Source organism: Sphingomonas sp. RS6 (assembly GCF_054489705.1).
Genome location: NZ_JBTMWM010000006.1, coordinates 129,260 through 147,357 on the forward strand (window position 1 = coordinate 129,260; position 18,098 = coordinate 147,357).

At 66.3% G+C, this 18,098-nt stretch carries 12 protein-coding genes; 4 read left to right on the forward strand and 8 right to left on the reverse strand.

Annotated features, from left to right (window positions below; genetic code table 11):
* Nucleotides 1-19 precede the first annotated feature (19 nt).
* Together ACX40Y_RS12755 and ACX40Y_RS12760 are read right to left on the reverse strand one after the other, a co-directional pair.
* Nucleotides 20-1,462 (reverse strand): glucoamylase family protein, encoded by a 1,443-nt coding sequence (locus ACX40Y_RS12755; RefSeq protein WP_459119947.1) that lies wholly within the window; start codon nucleotides 1,460-1,462, stop codon nucleotides 20-22.
* A gap of 144 nt (nucleotides 1,463-1,606) precedes the next feature.
* On the reverse strand, nucleotides 1,607-2,824 hold the full coding sequence (locus ACX40Y_RS12760) for a LacI family DNA-binding transcriptional regulator (RefSeq protein WP_459119948.1): 1,218 nt from the start codon (nucleotides 2,822-2,824) through the stop codon (nucleotides 1,607-1,609).
* Here ACX40Y_RS12760 and bglX point away from each other — a divergent pair.
* On the forward strand, nucleotides 2,803-5,091 hold the full coding sequence (gene bglX / locus ACX40Y_RS12765) for a beta-glucosidase BglX (protein ID WP_459119949.1): 2,289 nt from the start codon (nucleotides 2,803-2,805) through the stop codon (nucleotides 5,089-5,091). The two genes, ACX40Y_RS12760 and bglX, sit on opposite strands and share 22 nt — an antisense overlap.
* 52 nt (nucleotides 5,092-5,143) lie before the next feature.
* On the opposite strand, the gene ACX40Y_RS12770 is transcribed toward bglX, so the two are convergent.
* From ACX40Y_RS12770 to ACX40Y_RS12785, 4 genes are all read right to left on the reverse strand, one after another.
* Nucleotides 5,144-6,475, reverse strand: coding sequence for an MFS transporter (locus ACX40Y_RS12770; protein WP_459119950.1), 1,332 nt, complete (start codon nucleotides 6,473-6,475; stop codon nucleotides 5,144-5,146).
* Nucleotides 6,472-7,668: a DUF885 family protein gene (locus ACX40Y_RS12775; protein WP_459119951.1), complete on the reverse strand. Its 1,197-nt coding sequence runs from the start codon at nucleotides 7,666-7,668 to the stop codon at nucleotides 6,472-6,474. The genes ACX40Y_RS12770 and ACX40Y_RS12775 overlap by 4 nt, the downstream gene beginning before the upstream one ends.
* Nucleotides 7,669-7,808: 140 nt before the next feature.
* Complete coding sequence (locus ACX40Y_RS12780; protein WP_459119952.1) at nucleotides 7,809-8,123, reverse strand: hypothetical protein; 315 nt, start codon at nucleotides 8,121-8,123, stop codon at nucleotides 7,809-7,811.
* A gap of 26 nt (nucleotides 8,124-8,149) precedes the next feature.
* Complete coding sequence (locus ACX40Y_RS12785) at nucleotides 8,150-9,637, reverse strand: L,D-transpeptidase family protein (protein ID WP_459119953.1); 1,488 nt, start codon at nucleotides 9,635-9,637, stop codon at nucleotides 8,150-8,152.
* Nucleotides 9,638-9,810: 173 nt separating this feature from the next.
* On the opposite strand from ACX40Y_RS12785, the gene ACX40Y_RS12790 reads away from it, so the two are divergent.
* Nucleotides 9,811-11,139, forward strand: coding sequence for an MFS transporter (locus ACX40Y_RS12790; protein WP_459119954.1), 1,329 nt, complete (start codon nucleotides 9,811-9,813; stop codon nucleotides 11,137-11,139).
* An 89-nt stretch (nucleotides 11,140-11,228) separates the two neighbouring features.
* Complete coding sequence (locus tag ACX40Y_RS12795) at nucleotides 11,229-11,951, forward strand: GDSL-type esterase/lipase family protein (protein WP_459119955.1); 723 nt, start codon at nucleotides 11,229-11,231, stop codon at nucleotides 11,949-11,951.
* Between the two features lie 101 nt (nucleotides 11,952-12,052).
* On the opposite strand, the gene ACX40Y_RS12800 is transcribed toward ACX40Y_RS12795, so the two are convergent.
* The gene (locus tag ACX40Y_RS12800; protein ID WP_459119956.1) at nucleotides 12,053-14,527 is read right to left on the reverse strand and encodes a TonB-dependent siderophore receptor; all 2,475 of its coding nucleotides are present in this window, start codon (nucleotides 14,525-14,527) and stop codon (nucleotides 12,053-12,055) included.
* Between the two features lie 256 nt (nucleotides 14,528-14,783).
* Here ACX40Y_RS12800 and ACX40Y_RS12805 point away from each other — a divergent pair, with 256 nt between their 5' ends.
* Nucleotides 14,784-15,812 carry an oxidoreductase gene (locus tag ACX40Y_RS12805; RefSeq protein ID WP_459119957.1) on the forward strand — a complete coding sequence of 343 codons (1,029 nt, stop codon included), beginning with the start codon at nucleotides 14,784-14,786 and terminating at the stop codon, nucleotides 15,810-15,812.
* Nucleotides 15,813-15,830: 18 nt separating this feature from the next.
* On the opposite strand, the gene ACX40Y_RS12810 is transcribed toward ACX40Y_RS12805, so the two are convergent.
* Nucleotides 15,831-18,050 (reverse strand): beta-glucosidase family protein, encoded by a 2,220-nt coding sequence (locus ACX40Y_RS12810; RefSeq protein ID WP_459119958.1) that lies wholly within the window; start codon nucleotides 18,048-18,050, stop codon nucleotides 15,831-15,833.
* Nucleotides 18,051-18,098: the final 48 nt, after the last annotated feature.

Sequence of the window (18,098 nt, forward strand, 5' to 3'; positions counted from 1 at the left end):
TGTTGCGGCAATGGTTCGCTCAGCCGTTTAGCCAGCCCCCCTTGAACCCGGCCAGCGTAAGCCCGCGCCGGATCGCGGGCACCTGACGCATCCGTTCCCAGACAAAGCCGCTGCGATGGTTTGCGGCCATCAGCAGGATCGGCCCCTGGTCGATGCCGAGATAGTCGTCATCGACCCACCCGCCGGCGGGATCCACCGATCCCTTGTTCACCTGCACATCGGTGTAGCGAAAGCTGGGATTGAACGAATCGAGGAAGCCGTATTTGCCGAGCAGCCGATCGCCATAGTCGCGGCGCATCGCATCGGCGCACGGAATCACGATTTCGGGCGCAAACGCGATCGATCCCAGCGCGGCCGTGGGCGCGAGCGTGCCGTCGTCGCGCTCGTCGGGCATGCCGAGCGGGCCGCGCGCCGAATAGGCGTGGAATTCGCGCATCTCGCCCTTGAACGGCAGTCTGAAATAGCCGGGGCCGTCACAGGCGGTCAGGCCCCAGATTTCGTTGGAATAACCGTCCCAGCGCATCGGATTGGCGGTGCAATAGGCGCGCTGGGCATAGGTGGCGCGGCGGCTGTTCTCGAAATAATCCATGCCGGCGGCGCGCATCGGCGCATCCTGGATGCCACGGAAATCGATCCAGGCATGGCTGTACTGGTGGCCGAACATCGGCGCAAAGGCGAGGTGGCGGGTGGCGCCTTCGCCGCGCCAGACGCGCGGATAGGGCGCGGTCCAGGCCGTCCAGCTATCGGCGCGGAGCGGCCGTTCTGGCGCACCGAGGCCGAGGATGTAGACGAACATCCCCTCGTTATAGCCGTCCCAGTTGCGCTCGATGAAACCGCTCTCCGGATGCCAGCCCATCGAGATCGCGTCGCGCCCGTCCTGGAACCACGTCCAGTCGGCGCGGGCGTAGATCGCATCCGCCAGTTTGCGGATCTCCGCCTCGGCAGGGTCGTCGCGATCATAGAACTGTCCGGCGAACAGCACGCCCATGAACAGGATCGTGCTGTCGACGCTCGACAGTTCGACCTCGCGGAAGCGCTGCCCCTCGGCCATATCGAGGAAATGGTAGAAAAAGCCCTTGTGCCCGGCGGTGCCGCTGGCGTCGGGGCCTTGGGGCGCGTTCCAGAAGAAGCGCAGCGTCGTAAGCGTGAGGTCGCGGGCTTCCGCGCGGCTGCACCAGCCGCGTTCGACGCCAATGCCATAAGCAGTGAGCGCAAAGCCGACCGACGCGATCGAACAGAAGCTGGGGCTGGGCCAGCGATCGGGGACGAGGCCGTTGCTGCGGTTCACCGTGTCCCAGAAAAAGCGGAAGGTGCGCTCCTCAAGCTCGTCATACCAGGCCGGCAACGGCATTGCCGCTGCGTCGCCCGCAGCGGCCGGTCGGATGGCCGCCGTGCAGCCGGGCAGCGTCGCTCCCCCCAGCAGCAGGGCGGTGCGTGCAAGAAGGTTGCGGCGGTCGATCATGAGGTCTCCCCTGGAGAAAAAGGGACGGCGCGGGGCGCCGTCCGAGGCGCATTACGCGGCCCATCCCAGAGGGGTCCAGGATGGAACCGGTTACATCCATAGCAGATACAGGCGATTTGCAAGCCGCTTTTCGTCGTTCCAGCCTTATCCCGACGACGCTGCGGTGCTCGTCCGCACCACCAGTGCGGGCGCCAGCGGTATCTGGTCGCCGCCCGGCGACTTGCCTTCCAGCTGGTCGATAAGTTCGGCGACGGCATAGGCGCCGAGGTCGGCGATCCGTACCTGGACGGTGGTGAGATCCATGTATCGGGCGAGCGGGACATCGTCGAAACCGGCCACGGCAATGTCCTCAGGCACGCGCTTCCCGCCGCGCCGGAGGCCGTGGAGGCAGCCCAGTGCCATCATATCGTTGGCCGCGAACACCGCGTCGCAATCGATCTCGCCCGCCACGATCCGTTGGGCAATGAGGTCGCCGGCGCTTTCGTTGAAATCGCCTGCGACGATCGTCGGCGCCACCTCGGGCAGCAGTTCGGCCATCGCGGCGAGATAGCCCTGCGCACGTTCCTGCGCGTCGATATTGCCGTCGGGACCCGCGAGGTGGACGATCCGGCGGTGGCCGGTTTCAACCAGGTGGCGCATCACCACGCCTGCACCCAACCTGTTGTCCACGCAAAAGGTGCTGTGCCCCGTCACGGCATTGGGGCAGTTGATCAGTACGGCGGGCAGGGCGGGCGGCAGCGCCTGCGCCAGCGCGTTCGGTGCGATGTGCGGCGCCATTACCAGCAACCCATCGACGCGGCCCCGCATCGCGCGCAACGCCTTCATTGCCTGTTCGCCATCCGCATGCAGGTTTGACAGCAGCAGCAGATAGCCGCGCTTGCTCGCTTCCCGGTCCATGCCGCGGACACATTCGGAAAAGAATTCGCCGTGAAGATCGGGCAGCACGACCCCGATCGAGTGCGCGCGCGAAAGACTGAGGCTGCGAGCGCCGGCATGCGGGACGTAGCCAAGCTCGGCCGCCGCCTCGAGGATACGTTCGCGGGTTTCGCCGCGCACGTTGCTGAGTCCGTTGAGCGCGCGCGAGACTGACGCCACCGATACCTGTGCCCGTCGCGCAACGTCGCGAATGGTCGCTTCGCCCATCAAATTCCTTCCAGCTGCAAGCGCGGTGCCTGTCTCATCTCTCTCAGGCCCGATCGGTGATTGCAATCCTTGCCGTTCCCCGGATATGTAACCGGTTACGGTGTTTATGGACAGGCAGTTGGCGTTCAAGTGACGCTGCCTGACGAACCAATCGTCCGCGGCCGGACGCTGCGGATGCAGGGAGAGGTGATTTGGGAATGCTCGATACCAGGATTTCACGGCGGAGCGCGCTGCTCGGTGCGGGTGCCATCGCGGCCTGGCTGCACAGTCCGGCACGGGCGATGCTGGCGCAGGCGGCGTCGCTGCCGGTGCCTGCCTATGTCGATGCCTTGATCGCGAAGATGACCCTCGCCGAAAAGGCGGGACAGCTGACGCTGATGCCCAGCGCCTGGGGCGGCGGCATCGCGACGGCGCTCAATCCGCCGACCAACGGGCCGAGCTTTGAGGCGCAGCTGGAAGAGGTCCGTCGCGGCAGCATCACCGGGGTGTTCAATGGCAACGGCGCCGAAATGGCGCGTCGGATGCAGCAGGCCGCGCTCCAGTCGCGGCTGAAGGTGCCGCTGATCTTTGCCGCCGATGTGATCCACGGCCACCGCACCATCTTCCCGATCCCGCTTGGCGAGGTCGCGAGCTTCGAGCCGGATCTTGCCGAACGGACCGCGCGGATGGCGGCGTTCGAGGCGGCGGCGTCCGGCATCGACTGGACCTTCGCGCCGATGGTCGACGTGGCGCGCGACCAGCGCTGGGGCCGCGGGCTCGAAGGGGCGGGCGAAGACGTGCTGCTCGGCGAAGTGTTCGCCGCGGCGCGCGTGCGTGGGTTCCAGGGCAAGGATCTGACATCGGCCGACGCGGTGATGGCCTGTGCCAAGCATTTCGCGGCCTATGGCGCGGCGGAAGGGGGGCTCGACTACAACACGGTCGATCTGTCCGAACGAACGCTGCGCGAGATCTATCTTCCGCCGTTCAAGGCGGCGCTGGACGCCGGCGTGCTGTCGTTCATGGCCTCGTTCAACGAGATTTCGGGCATTCCGTCGACCGGCAATCCCTGGCTGATGCGGCATTTGCTGCGGGGCGAATGGGGGTTCGAAGGGATCGTCGTCTCCGACTATACGGGCGACATGGAAATGATCGCGCACGGCTTCGCCGCCGATGCGCGCGATGCCGCGAAGATCGCCTTCCTGGCCGGCGTCGACATGAGCATGACCAGCGGCTTCTATCGCGATCATCTGCCGGATCTGGTGGAAAGGGGCGAAGTAGCGGAATCGCTGCTCGACGCATCGGTGCGCCGCGTGCTCGCGACAAAGGCGCGGCTGGGCCTGTTCGACGATCCGTTCCGCCGCATCGACGTCAAGCGCGAAAAGGCGCGGTCGCGCACCCGTGCTGCGATCGATCTCGCCCGGGAATCGGGGCGCAAGTCGATCGTGATGCTGAAGAATGAGGGCGATCTGCTGCCGCTACCCAAGGCTGGCAAGAAGATCGCGATCATCGGCCCGTTCGCCGCCGGCGCACACGACCTGGTGGGGCCGTGGGTGGTCTATGGCGACGACTCCCAGGCGGTCGATCTCGCGACCGGGGTGCGCGGTGCGGTAAAGGATGCCCGGTTGGTGACGGTCACGGCCGGATCGGGCGTCGAGGCGCCGATCGAGGGCGGCATTGAAGCCGCCGTTGCCGCGGCCAGGGCGGCCGATATCGTCCTGCTGGCGATCGGTGAGTCGCAGCCCATGTCCGGCGAGGCGCAGTCGCGAGCAGAGATCGTGCTGCCGGCGCCGCAGCAGGCGCTTGCCGATGCGGTGGCGGCGACGGGCAAGCCGGTTGTCGTCATCCTGAAGAACGGCCGTGCGCTCGCGCTCGAGGGATCGGTGCTCGCCGCGCCTGCGATCCTGGTCACCTGGTTCCTTGGCACCGAGACCGGCCATGCCATCGCCGACATCCTGTTCGGCGATCACGCGCCTTCGGGTCGACTGCCTTGCAGCTTCCCGCGTTCGCCGGGGCAGCAGCCCTATTATTACGCGCACAAGCCGACCGGCCGGCCGAACCCGTCGGACGACAATCTCGAACCGTACAAGACCCATTATCGCGGTATCCCGAACTCGGCGCTGTTCCCATTCGGTCACGGGCTGACCTATGGCCGGATCGAATATTCGGCGCTCGAGGTTGCGCCGAGGCTGGCATGGGACGGCGAACTCCTCGTCAGCGCCACCGTCACCAATCGTGGCGCGCGGACAGCGGAAGAGGTGGTGCAGCTCTATGTCCACGATCGAACAGCCAGCGTGACCCGGCCCGTCCGCGAGCTCAAGGCGTTTCGAAAGCTGCGGCTCGAACCCGGCGCTTCCGAACGGGTGCAGTTCCGCCTCCGCCGCGATCAGCTCGAATTCATCGGCATCGACGACAAGCCGGTGGCCGAACCGGGGTTGTTCGACGTCTGGATCGCGCCCTCTGCCGAGGGCACCGGGCTTCAGGGCAGCTTCGAACTGGTCGAGGGTTGAGGGTTCCGCCGCTGCCTTCGCCCGTCCTCGGGCGGGGCAGCGGCGATCCCGGTCAGCCTGCCGATCCTTCCATCTCGCGGACGATGCGGGCATGGGCGCCGCGGCGCAGCGGGTTGAGCGCCATGAACAGCAACGACAGGACAAGGAAGCAGATCGGCGCAAGCACGATCGTCCATCGCATCGCGGCGAGGGTCGCTGCGCTCTGCTCCAGATTGGCGACATAGCCGGCCGATCCGAAACCGATGCCGACGATCGCCGTCGCAATGCCGATCGCCACCCGTTGCAATAGCGCGGCAAGGCCGAAGACGGTGCCCTCCAGCCGCAGGCCGGTCGCCCGTTCGCCATATTCGATCGTGTTGGGCAGCATCGCCCAGAAGACGAAGTGCAGCCCGACGATCGCGGATTGCATCGCCACCAGATAGAGTTGCATCGCCCCGGTGCTGCCGATCCGGAAGACCGCGAAGATGGTCAGCCCGGCGAGGCAGAAGCTGGTGGCGACGAACCAGAGCGACCGCCCGCCCAGGCGTCGCTGGACGAGCATCCAGACCGGCACGGCGGCTGCACTCATCACCCCCATCCAACCCAGCGCCGCCTGTCCGGCCGCCTCGTCGTGGAGGAAGTATTTGAAATAATACAGGATCGACTTGTTGAGCACGCTGACCGCAACGATCATGGACATCATCGCGGCGTTGAGCGTCAGGAAGGCGCGATTGCCCGCGATGCTGCGCAGCGCGGCGAGGATCGACGAGCGCGGGGCGGGGGTCGGATCCGGCTGTTCGCGGCAAGTGGCGCCGACGATCAGCAGAACGATGGTCGCGAGCACCGCAAAGGCAACGGCCGCACCCAGATAAACCTGGGCGGGCACCCGGCTGCCGACGATCCACGCGCCGAGCGGTATCGTCCCCCGCGCGACCACCACCCACGCCAATGTGCCGAACAGCATTCGTGCGCCGGCGATGAACGCCCGATCCTTGCTGTCGTGGCTTATTCGCGCTGACATGGCGAGATACGGGATGTTGGCTGCCGCATAGGTGGTGCGGAACAGCAGATGTCCGACCAGGACGCTCGCGAGCCCCCAGATGCCGGCGACGGGCGGCGGCAGATAGGTGAGGATGCAGGCGATCCCGAGTGGAATGCTGCCGAGCATCATGATGCGGGCATAGCCGCGGCGCGGTCGCCAGCGATCGGCAAGCGCCCCGACCAGAAAATTGAGCACGCCGTCCCAGATTGTCGCGATGGTGTAGATGGCCGCCGCAATCTGAACCGGCAGCGCCAGCGCCTCGGTATAATAGAACAGCAGGAAGAGCATGATGCTCTGCCAGTAGAGATTGAAGGCGAAGTCGCCGAAGGCAAACAGCAGCAGGCGGCCCCGCGCCCTTTTCATCGCGCCGGTGCCAGCATGTCGCGGAGCAGATCGGTGCGTTTGCGGCCGCCGTCGAGGACTGTCCGGTGATAGCCAGGCAGATCGCGTCCCCGGGCAAGGTCGGAGAGCTCCAGCCACACGAACGCTTCGGCCGCGCGGCTTGCCGGTTGCCGCCGGACGCGATCGACATCGCCTTCGAACGGCGCGAAATAGACCGGCTCGCCCATCCAGGCTTGCAGGCGGTTCAGCGCCTCGTCGACGGACCAGCCATCCAGATGCATGCCGATGTCGACAAGCCCGCGCGTGATGCGAAACAACAGCCAGTGGCAATGGCCGAGATCCGCCATCGGATCGCCGGCATAGGCGCCCTGCGCCGCTGCCAGCTGCTCGGCATAGATCGCCCAGCCTTCCGCGAACGCCGATGCATAGGTCAGCCGCAACGGGTGCGGATCGGCCCGCGCCTCCACCGGCAGCTGCACCATGTGTCCGGGCAGCAACTCATGGTGGACCACCGCCGGCAAGGTCCATCGGGGCCGCCGGCGGATATCGGCGAGATCGACGAAATAGCCGCCCGGCACGCCCGGCGCGGGGACGTCGCGATAGCCGTTCTTGAGCGTCCATTGCACGCCCACGTCGAACACCTCGGGCGGTAGCGGCGGGAAGGCCGCGCCGATTCGCAGTCTCGCCGCTTCGAGCACACGGTTCATGTCCGCCGCCGCCTGGTCGCGCCCCTTGTCGTCGTCCGAATAGAGCCAGCGCGGCTCGCGCCAAAGCGCCGCGAAGCGTTCGCCGGTGGTGCCGCGGCGGCGATCGATCCGCGCGAACAGCCGCTCGGTGCGCGTCAGCGTAACCTTCAATTCGCGCGCCAGTCGCCGCCGCAGCACATTTGGATCGGCATCGTCGGCAGTGATGCGGCGAAGCAGCAGCGCATAGTGCGCCGTATCGCCGCCGAACGGCGCCGCGCCGAAACGGCTGCCGATTTGCATGTCGATCGTCAGGCCGGCAATCGCCGTGTCGCGGTCGAGCCGGGACGAACCCGAGAGCGAGTGCGGATCGATCGCCTGCAGCGCGGCGATCGCCGCCTGCGGGGCGTCCGACGCGGAATCGAGGATCTGGCGCAGGCGCGCGTCGGCGCTGGGCGTCGCCAGGGCCGATCGGGGTGCCAGGATCGTTGCGGCCGCACCGATCAGCGAGCGGCGTGTAATCGGAAACATGGCGCCGTGCTAAAGCAACTCGGTAGCCGCTGTCGCGCGCGAAATCCGGTCTGGGCCGGGGCAGGGGTCGGGTACCGCCGCCGACGGACAGATACCGTCCGGCCGTGCGCGACGCAGCGCCGGCTGGACGGCACGTTCGATCAGCGCTGCTCGCCCGCCTCGTCGGGGGCGTTGCGGTCGACGCGCGAGGTCATGCCCGTCGCGGCGGCATCGGCCTGGGTCTGCTCTTCGTCGCTGAACGGTGTCGGCGTGGCCGTCGGCAGCGGCGGTTCGACGGTGTTGGCAACCGGGGCAGCCGCCGGTTCTTCGGTCGAAACGTTCACCACGGCCGGCGTCTCGGGCACGACGATCTCGGTCACGTTCGCATCCGGCGCGGGTGCGGCCTCTTCGCCGCCGCCGCAGGCTGCAAGCGCGAGCGCGGCGCCGGAGAGCGTGGCGATGGTGCGAAACTTCATATCGATTCCCCTTTTCTGGTTTCGGTTCAGGACGCGGCGGCGCTGATCGCCGCGCGCTGTTCGATCTTGTCGGCGAGCAGCTTGTCCCAGCCATAGGGATCGCTGCGGAAGTTCATCGTGCCGTCCGGCCCGGCATAGGCGGTCCAGTAAAGCAGGAACACCGACACCTGATCCTGATCGGCCAGTTTCACGCGCTGGGTATCCCCACTGGCCACTGCGGCGGCAATCGCATCGGGCTGCCAGGCGGGATCGTTGCGCAGCAACAGCTCGGCAAGCGGACCCGGCTTTTCGAGCCGGACGCAGCCGTGGCTGTCCAGCCGGCTATAGCTGTCGAAACCGGCCTGGACGGGGGTGTCGTGCAGATAGACGGCATAGGGATTGTCAAAATCGAACTTGTAGCGGCCAAGCGCACTTTTCGGTCCGGCTTCCTGTTGCAGGCGGCGATTGGGACCGGTGCCGATCACGCGATAGCCGTGGCTTTTCAGATAGGCTGCGCCTTTCGGCCACAGCTCCTTGGCCGCGATTCCGGCTGGCACGTTCCACGGCGGATTGATCACGATCGAGTGGATGCGCGACTGGAGCATCGGCGTTTCGTTGCCGGGGCGCCCGGTGACCGCCTTCATCGACGCGATCGGATTGTCGCCTTCGAACACGGTCATCACCGCAGCGGCAATGTTGACCTGGATCCGTTTGGCGGGAAGCTGCTGTGGCAGCCAGCGCCAGCGTTCCATGTTCGCCATGATCTGGCGCACGCGCTCCTCCACCGGCACGTTCAGCGCGGCGCGGGTCTGGGTCGAAACCACGCCGGTCGGGCGCAAGCCATAGCGCCGCTGCGCCCGCACCACCGCGGCCTGAAGATCCTGATCGAACGTGTCGCCGGTGGCTGCCACCAGCTTGTCCTCGACCGCCAGCCTGGCGCGCAACGCTCGAACGCGCGGGCCGGTGGCACCCTTGGCGAGATCGGGGCCGGCGGCAAGCGCGTCCCACCCGCCGGTGACCATCAGCATGCGATAGGTCGCAAGGCCCTTTTGCAGCCCGTCATAGCCCGAATAGGGCGGCGGCAGCGAGCGAACCCAGGCGGCGATCCGGTCCCGCCGAACGGCATCGGCAAAGCCGGGCAGGGGATCATAGGCGGCAGGCCGCAGCCCCCAATCCTCGATAAAATCGCTGGGCGCCAGGCGACCCGAATGCACCGAGCGCGCGTAATCGAGCGCGGCGCGCACCAGGCCGTCATTATCGGCGGGCAGGGTGATCGTGCTGTTCATCCGGCGCAGCCCCTGGGCGAGCCCGGCCTCGGGCAGCAACTGCCGCAACTCATCGGCCTGCGCCCGGGTCAGCGTCGGCAGCACCACGACCTGCGCGGGCACCGTCATCTGCTGCGGCGCTGCAGGCGGCTGACCAGGCTGCGGCGCGGGCGCGGTGGGCGTCACCGGCCGATTCTGCGCGAACGCAGGCGAGATCGTCGCGGTCGCCAGCAGCAATGCCGCAACACGGCCCATCCGAACTCGATTCATCGTTTCGCCCACGCGCAATACTCCACTCGTCGCGTCATTTACCAACCGGAGCCCTATAAGCCATGCCCCCGCCAAAGCGCGAGTGCGAAAGTCTCGCGGCGCGCTTGACAATTGGCAACGCTGTCGGAAAGCGTCGCGGTCCGAAAGACCAAACCGCATCCCAGGAGAGTTCATTGGCAACCACACGATCGACGCAGACGACACTCGCCTTTGCAGCGGTCACAACGCTGTTCCTGGCATGGGGGTTCATCACCTCGCTGGTCGATCCGCTGGTGGCCGCCGTGAAGGGCGTCTTCACGCTCACCAATCTCCAGGCCCAGGCCAGCGCCTTCGCCTTCTTCTTCGCCTATTTCGTGGTGTCGCTGCCGGCCGCAGCGCTGGTCGCGCGGCTGAAGGCGGTGCCATCGATCCTCATGGCGCTCTGCACGATGATCGCGGGCTGCCTGATCATGCTCGCGGCGGCAAATCTCGCAAACTACTGGCTCGTGCTGCTCGGCCTGTTCGTTCTGGCGAGCGGGATCACGGTGCTTCAGGTGGCCGCAAACCCGCTTGCAGCCGCGCTCGGCGATCCGAAGGGCAGCCATTTCCGCCTGGTGCTCAGCCAGACGTTCAATTCGTTCGGCACGTTCCTCGGCCCGCTGCTTGGCGCACAGCTGTTCCTGCGTGGCGTCGAGGTGAAGGAGGGTGCGGTCGTCAGCGAGGCCGTTCGTGCCGAGGCGTTGGCCGGCATCGATTCGGCCTATTTCTGGCTTTGTGGCCTGATCGCTGTGCTGGCCATCTTCTTCTGGCTCAGCCGCAAGGTCGTGAGCGGCGCAGCGCCGGCCCCGGCATCGGCCGCCGGCCTGTTTTCGGCGTTCAGCTCGAAATGGGCGCTGCTCGGCGGCGCCGCGATCTTCCTCTATGTCGGCGCGGAGGTCGCGATCGGGACGCAGATGGCGTTGTTCCTCAACGATAACAGCATCTGGGGCCAGTCCGACGCGCCGTTCTCGGTGCCGGTGCTCGGCTATTTCATGGGCAGCGACGGCGTACACGGCGTCTCGCTCCAGGAAGCGGGCAAGGCAGTTGCCTTCTACTGGGCGGGGGCGATGGTCGGTCGCGCGATCGGTTCGGTGCTGCTCACGCGCGTCGCCGCGCACAAGCTGCTTGCGCTGTTCACTGCGATCGCTGCCGCGATGTGCGTCTATGTCGTCCTGATCGGCGGTGTCACCGCGGGCTTCGTCGCGCTGGCGATCGGCCTGTTCAATTCGATCATGTTCCCGGTGATCTTCACGCTGACGCTCGAACGGTCGAGCGCGCGCGAGGAATCGACCTCGGGCCTGCTCTGCACCGCGATCGTGGGTGGCGCCGTGCTGCCGCTGCTCGTCGGCAAGGTTGCCGATCTGCACGGCTATGCGTTCGCGCTGGTCGTGCCGGCGCTGTGCTACGTGGTGCTTTGCGGCTTTGCCATTGCGGCCGGGCGGGCTGCGACGGTGCGCGCATCGGGGGGCGCGTCGCTGCACTGATCGGTCGCGGGACCGGGGTTTGACCCAGGTCCCGGCTTGCGCCACCTTCGCCGCTTGCCCGATCCAGGTGCGCTGCAGGAGAATGCCCGATGAAGTTTGGCCGCCGTTCCGTGCTCGCCGGTGCCGTGGGTTTGCCCGCGCTGGTTCCGCTGGCGCGCGCCCAGGAAAGCTGGGAGCAGCGCAAGGAGCGACTGTTGCACGAGGACTGGCCCGAACTCAGCCGCTATGCCGAGGATGATCGCCGGCTGATCCGATCCGGCGCGAAGATCGACATCGTGTTCATGGGCGATTCGATCACCGAAGGCTGGCAGTCGAAGCGCCCCGGCTTCTTCAAGGAAGGGCGGGTGTGCCGCGGAATCAGCGGCCAGACGACGCCGCAGATGGTGCTGCGGATGATGGCTGATGTGATCCACCTAAAGCCGCGCTTCGTCCATATCATGGCGGGCACCAACGACGTCGCGGGCAATACCGGCACGATCACGCGGGACCAGACGCTGGACAATGTTCGCATGATGACGACGCTGGCGCAGGCAAACGATATCGGTGTCCTGCTCGCGGCGGTGCCGCCCGCCGATCACTTTCCCTGGCGACCGGGCCTGGAGACGATCGCGCCGATCCGTGCGATCAACGCCGGGCTTCAGGAGCATGCCAAGGCGATCGGTGCCGTGTGGATCGACTATGCGACGGTGCTGGGCAACGGCGCCGGTGGCATCAAGGCCGGGCTCGCCTCGGACGGCGTTCACCCGACCGAGGCCGGCTATGATGCGATGGCCACCGTGATCGAGCCGATCCTGGCTGCACGGCACGCCTGACGGCAAACCAATTCGCCAAAAGAAAAAGCGGGGCAGTTCGCACTGCCCCGCTCCCGGTTTGGCATTCGGGTAACGTGGCGCAAGCGCCACGTCTGACCGCGTCAGAAGTCGAACCGCGCCGTGGCCGAGATCGTGCGGCCGGCGAGCACGCGGGCCTGCACCACGCCGCTCGTCGGGATCGTGCTGTCAGCCACGCCGGTGATCGCCTTGACGTCGAGCAGATTGGCCGCGTTGAGCGACACCAACAGGCTCTTCGTCACGCGCGCCTGGGCAAAGGCGTTGGTCGTGACATAGCCGGGGATGCGCAGCTGATTCTGAACCGTCGAATAGCTGCCGGTGGTGCCGATGAACACCGCGCCCAGGCTGAAGCGATCGGTGCTGATCTGCGGCGTCACCTGGAAGACGAAATCGGCCTGGTTCTGCGGCGTCTTGCCGTTCAGCGACGGGTCCAGATAGTCCTTGGCGATCTCCGCCTTGGTGTAGGTGGCGCCGGCGGCGATGCTGGCGATGCCGCGGGTGTAGCTGCCTTCGAATTCCAGGCCCTTCGCCCGGAACAGCCGCTCGATCGGTGCGCCGTTGCGCGGATCGAGGTTGGTGTCCATCGATTCCGCCCAGAAGGCGGTGAGGTTCAGCATCGTCGAGTCGGTGCGGTACTTGAAGCCGCCTTCCGCCTGACGGACGGTATCGACCGCCACCTTCGAGCGGATCAGGCTGCCGTCCGTATAGTCGATGAACGTCGACGAGAAGATTCGATCGGCGTTCGCGCGGCCGCCGCGGCTGTAGCGGCCGAACAGCGAGAAGGTTTCGGCGAGCCGATAATTGGCGCTGACCGAGTAGGACAGGTTGTTGTATGAATAATCGATCAGCCCGGGCGTCGCCAGGTTCAGCCGCGAGGTGCGGCTCTCGGCTGCCGAGATCACGCCATCGCCGTTGATGTCGTACGGCGTCGCGCCGGTGCCGCTCGTGAGCGTGCCCTGCACTGTGCCCATGTCATAGCGGATGCTGGCGCCGAGCGCGAGCTTGCCGATATGATAGTTGACCGAGGCATAGGGCGCGTTGACGTCATATTTCGCGTTGCGGCGCTCGCGGCAGCAGCCGCCGCCGAGCAGCGCCGCGCCGAACCCGTAAAAGCCGTTCTGCGTGATCGCCACGTTCGCCGGCGAGGTCACGTTGATCAGCGAGGCGTTCCCGCCGCCCAGCACGTCCTGGATCACGGAGGACCACAGATAGGACAGATCGAGCGTCTGCCGCGACTTGTAGAAGCCGGCCGTAGTGGTCAGCTCGCCGCCGCCGATCTTCCAGGTGCGGCTGCCGCGCAGGTCGTTCGTGATATTGTCGAGATTGTTGTAGCGGACGTTCGCGAAGGTCAGCGGGATCAGCAACCCGTTGCCGTTGAGCGTCGAAGGGTTCGCGATGGCCTGGCCGGCGTTCGGCCCGGTCGCATAGCTGAGCGAGCCGCCGAAGCCGCCGACGCGGCCCATCACGGCGGCGGCAGGAGCGACCTGGACGAACTCGGGGCTGATGAAACCGCCGCTCATGCCGCTGTAGCGGAAGCGGTTCGTGACGGACCAGCCGCCGACGTCAAACTTCGCCTCGAAGCCGACGGCCTTGACGATCGGGTTCTGCCCGTCGCGCACGCTCTGGCTCGAAAGGTTGTTGTTCGAATCGAGGCCGACGATGGTGGAGAAGTTCCGCGTCAGGACGCTGTCGCGCTTCATGTCGAAGCCGGGAACGTTCGAATAGGTCGGGTCCGAATCCGTTCCCGAAACCTGAACGGGCACATAGCCGTATACGGGCGTGCGGTCGTTCAGATACTTGCCGTAGAAGCGGATATAGCCGCCGGCGAAGTCCTTGGTGACGTTGATCTTGATCTGGCCGCCATCCTGGCCGTCATAGCCGGTTCGGCGCACACCCTCACCGCGGCGGTAGAATCCGCCGACATGGAAGCGCAGCGTATCGGACAGCGGCGCGCCATAGTCGAAATCGATGCGGTTCGACCGATAGTTCAGGCCGAAGCTGGTCTGGATCGAGCCGCCGGCGGTAACGCCGGTCTTGGAGATGAAGTTGATCACGCCGCCGGGCGAGTTCGACGCGAAGGTCGAGGCGGAGCCGCCGCGGATCGCCTGGACCTGACCGATATTGGCATCGAGGCGCATGAACGTATCGGCGGTCGCGAACGGCGTGTCGCCGAACTCCATCACCGGCAGGCCGTCTTCCTGCAGCTGGACATATTTGCTGCCCGTGGCTGCGATCGGCAGGCCGCGAATGCTGATATTACCATAGCCTTCGCCCTGCGACGCATCGGCGCGAACGCCGGGGATGTCGCGCAGAAGGTCAGACACCGAGCGGGGCGAGAATTTGAGAATGTCGTTCTCGTCGAGCGAACTCGTCGAGATGGCGCTGTCTAGAAGGTCGCGTGCTTTGGCGACGCCGGTCGAAAAGTTTTCGCGGCGCGGTGCGGGGGCCGCTTCTTGGGAGGCTTCGGCATCTTTCCCGGCGGGAGCGGTTTCCTGTGCGTATGCGGTACCCGCGAATACGAAGAAGGTCGCAGAGACCAGCAGTGACAGTTTCCTCACGTCTATTCCTCCCAATTCACATCCCGCGCACATGAAGACGCGGCTATTCCTCCGTGGCCCATGGCTGCACGGCGCAATCCAATTATAGGAAGAAGGGGGTCGTTCCGGAGCCGACCCGGCCCGGATTGCGGAAATTACGGAGGTCGCGAACTACGTCGTCGGGTCGAATTTACTGCGATCCGGTCGCCGGAACGGGTTGGTTTGGCTGGTCTCAGCGACTAGGCGCGTCGGACAGTCAGCGCGAGGAGGAACCTGCATGATCCGTACTGGTCTGATCGGCTTTGGCCTCGGGGGCACCGCCTTTCATGCTCCGTTGATCGAGGCGGTCCCGGGCCTCGAGCTTTCAGCGGTTGCCACCTCGCGCGTCGATGCGGTGAAGGCGGCCTATCCATCGGCTCGGGTGGCGGACGCCGATGCGCTGATCGCCGATCAGTCCATCGACGTCATCGTCCTCAGCACGCCAAATGCCACGCACTATCCGCTCGCCCGCGCCGCGCTGATGGCCGGCAAGCATGTCGTGGTCGACAAGCCCTTCGCCCAGACGCCGGACGAAGCAGCCGAACTGATCGCGCTTGCGAAACAGCGGGAGCGGGTGATCTGCCCTTTTCACAACCGGCGGTGGGACAGTGACTTTCTGACCGTCCAGCGTGTCGTTCAAGACGATACGCTCGGCGAGGTCATGCTGTTCGAGGCGCATTGGGATCGGTTTCGCCCGGAGCGATCGCAGGCCTGGAAGGAATCGGTGGATGCCGGCGGCGGGCAACTGCCCGATCTGGGCTCGCACATGATCGATCAGGCCCTGGTGCTGTTCGGACCACCCGATGCGATCGCCGCCGATCTCGCCGTGCAGCGCGAGGGCACCGAGATCGAGGACTATTTCGCGCTGACGCTCCATTATGGCCGCCGCCGCGTCGTGTTGGCCTCGTCGCGGCTGGTTGCGGCGCCCAGGCCGCGTTTCAGCATTCACGGTATGAACGGCAGTTTCGTGAAGTTCGGGCTAGACCCGCAGGAGGCGGCGATGCGGGCAGGCGGGTCGGTCGACGATCCCGGTCATGGAATCGAGGCGCCGGAATGGCACGGCCGGTTCACCAGGGCCGACGGTCATTCGACGACCATCGCATCGGCGCGCGGCGACTATCGGCGCTTCTACGCACAATTCGCCGCGGCAATTCGTGGGGATGGGGCGCCGCCCGTCGATGCGGCAGACGCCCTGGCCGGGCTTCGGATCATCGACTGTGCGCGCCGAAGCGCGCGCGACGGTCGTCTCGTGCCGTTTTCGCCCTGACGACCGCCGCGCTCGCGATTAGGGGCGCCAGCCGACCGGCAGCCGCTCGCCCTTCACTGTCACGCTCTTGGTCTCGACGATGTCCGAAGCCGAGCGCGCGAGCATCACCTTATACTCGCCGGGTGCCACCACCCACTCCTTCGAGGCGCCGTCGAACGTTGCGAGCAACCTCGGGTCGATCGTCAGCGAGACCTGCTTCGACTGGCTGGGGGCAAGCGTCACCTTGTCGAAACCGCCGAGCCGCTTGGGCGCCTCCCATCCATTGCCGGCGACATAGACCTGCGGCACCGCCGCACCTGCGCGCTTGCCGGTGTTCCGAACGGTGAAGCGCACGGCGATGCTCTTGCCGGCCGGCTGCGCCTGCAACGCCGAATAGGCGAAGCTGGTATAGGAAAGCCCGTGGCCGAACGCGAAGGCGGGGGTGTGACCCTTCAGGTCATACCATTTATATCCCACGGCTGCGCCCTCGTCGTAGCGCGTCTCACCCTCGTTCGGGGCAGCCGGCCTCGGCAGTTGTTCCAGGCTTGCCGGGAAGGTCGCGGGCAGATGGCCCGATGGGTTCACCTTGCCGGTCAGGACGTTGGCGATCGCCTCGCCACCCTGTGTGCCCGGATACCATGCCTCAAGGATGGCGGCGGCCTTGTTCGACCACGGCGTCAGCACCGGGCCGCCGGTCTCCAGCACCACCACCGTCTTCGCATTGGCATCGGCAACCGCGTCGATCAGGGTGTCCTGTCCGTCGGTCAGGCTCAGCGACACGTCGAACGCCTCGCCGGCCCATTGCGTCGCAAAGACGATGGCGATGTCGGCATTCTTTGCGGCTGCGGCGGCTGCGGCCGGATCGCTGCCGTCGAGATAGGTGATCTTCGCGCCGGGCAGCTGCCGCCGAAGCGCGTCGAGCGGCGAGGACGGGTAATACATGATCGGTCCCGGCCAGACGGTCGGTTCGAGACCGGGAACGGCATTGCCGCCCACTGGATAGACGAGCGACGATCCGCTGCCCGCCAGCACGCCCTTGTCCGCGCGACCGCCGATGACGACGATGTTGCGCGCGCTGGCGGCGACTGGCAGCACATCGCCCTTGTTTTGCAGCAGGACGATCCCCGCTTCGGCATCGGCGCGGGTCACTGCCGCATGCTTCGCCAGCATGTCGGCAGGAAGATCGATCGGCGCAGCCGTGACCGGATGATCGAACAGGCCGTGCGCGAACATCGACCGCAGGATGTTCATCGCCATGTCGTCAAGGCGGGCCTGGCTGACGTCGCCCTTCGCGACCGCCGCCTTCAGCGGATCGCCGAAATAGGCCTGATCGTCGAACGGAAAGCCCGATTCCTGGTCGAGACCCGCATTTGCGGCCGCGACGGTGGAATGGGTGGCGCCCCAGTCCGACATCACATAGCCGTTCCAGCCCCAGTCCTTGCGCAGCACTTCGTTCAGCAGCCAGGGCTGTTCGCAGCCATAATGGCCGTTGATGCGGTTATACGCGCACATCACCGATCCAGGGCTCGACTGCTCGATCGCGATCTGGAACGCGAGCAGGTCGCTCATCCGCGCGGCGACCGGATCGATGACCGCATTCATCTTGAAGCGATCGGTTTCCTGGTCGTTGATGGCATAGTGCTTGATCGTCGAGATGATGTTGTTCGACTGAATGCCGTCGATCTGTGCGCCGACGATCATGCCCGCCAGCAGCGGATCCTCGCCGCCATATTCGAAGTTGCGGCCGTTGCGCGGTTCGCGCAGCAGGTTGACGCCGCCGGCGAGCATCACGTTGAAGCCCGAGGCGCGGGCCTCGGCACCAATCATCGCGCCGCCCTGGCGCGCGAGGCCGAGATCCCATGTCGCTGCCGTGGCGATGCCGGAGGGCAGGGCGGTCCGGCCGCGCTTCTGCACCGCCGAGCCCTGGGTCGCAACGCCGATCCCGGCGTCGGTCTGCCACTGCGCGGGAATGCCGAGGCGGGGAATGCCGGGAATATAGCCGGCCGAACCCGGCCGCGCGCCTTCGCGGATCGTGTAGTTTTTCGGCGGGAAGTCGCTGCCGAAATAGCCGAAGACGAGCGTCAGCTTCTCGTCCTGCGTCATCTGCGCCAGCACCAGCTTTGCCCGCGCCTCGGGGGACAGTGCGGTGTTGGTCCAGCCGGCCGATGCGGGCGCCTGCTGCGCGGCGGCAGGCGTCATCGCCAGGCAGGCGGCGATCGTGATCAACGGAGCGCAGATCGGCGCGCGACGAAGCTTCATGTTCCTCTCCTCAACCCACCAACGCTATGTCAGCGTTGTCTTGCTGCG

Excerpts from the sequence above, each read along its gene's own strand:
- ACX40Y_RS12755 (WP_459119947.1), bottom strand. The coding sequence starts at position 1,462 with ATGATCGACCGCCGCAACCTTCTTGCACGCACCGCCCTGCTGCTGGGG.
- bglX (WP_459119949.1), top strand. The coding sequence starts at position 2,803 with ATGCTCGATACCAGGATTTCACGGCGGAGCGCGCTGCTCGGTGCGGGT.
- ACX40Y_RS12770 (WP_459119950.1), bottom strand. The coding sequence starts at position 6,475 with ATGAAAAGGGCGCGGGGCCGCCTGCTGCTGTTTGCCTTCGGCGACTTC.
- ACX40Y_RS12775 (WP_459119951.1), bottom strand. The coding sequence starts at position 7,668 with ATGTTTCCGATTACACGCCGCTCGCTGATCGGTGCGGCCGCAACGATC.
- ACX40Y_RS12780 (WP_459119952.1), bottom strand. The coding sequence starts at position 8,123 with ATGAAGTTTCGCACCATCGCCACGCTCTCCGGCGCCGCGCTCGCGCTT.
- ACX40Y_RS12785 (WP_459119953.1), bottom strand. The coding sequence starts at position 9,637 with ATGAATCGAGTTCGGATGGGCCGTGTTGCGGCATTGCTGCTGGCGACC.
- ACX40Y_RS12795 (WP_459119955.1), top strand. The coding sequence starts at position 11,229 with ATGAAGTTTGGCCGCCGTTCCGTGCTCGCCGGTGCCGTGGGTTTGCCC.
- ACX40Y_RS12805 (WP_459119957.1), top strand. The coding sequence starts at position 14,784 with ATGATCCGTACTGGTCTGATCGGCTTTGGCCTCGGGGGCACCGCCTTT.
- ACX40Y_RS12810 (WP_459119958.1), bottom strand. The coding sequence starts at position 18,050 with ATGAAGCTTCGTCGCGCGCCGATCTGCGCTCCGTTGATCACGATCGCC.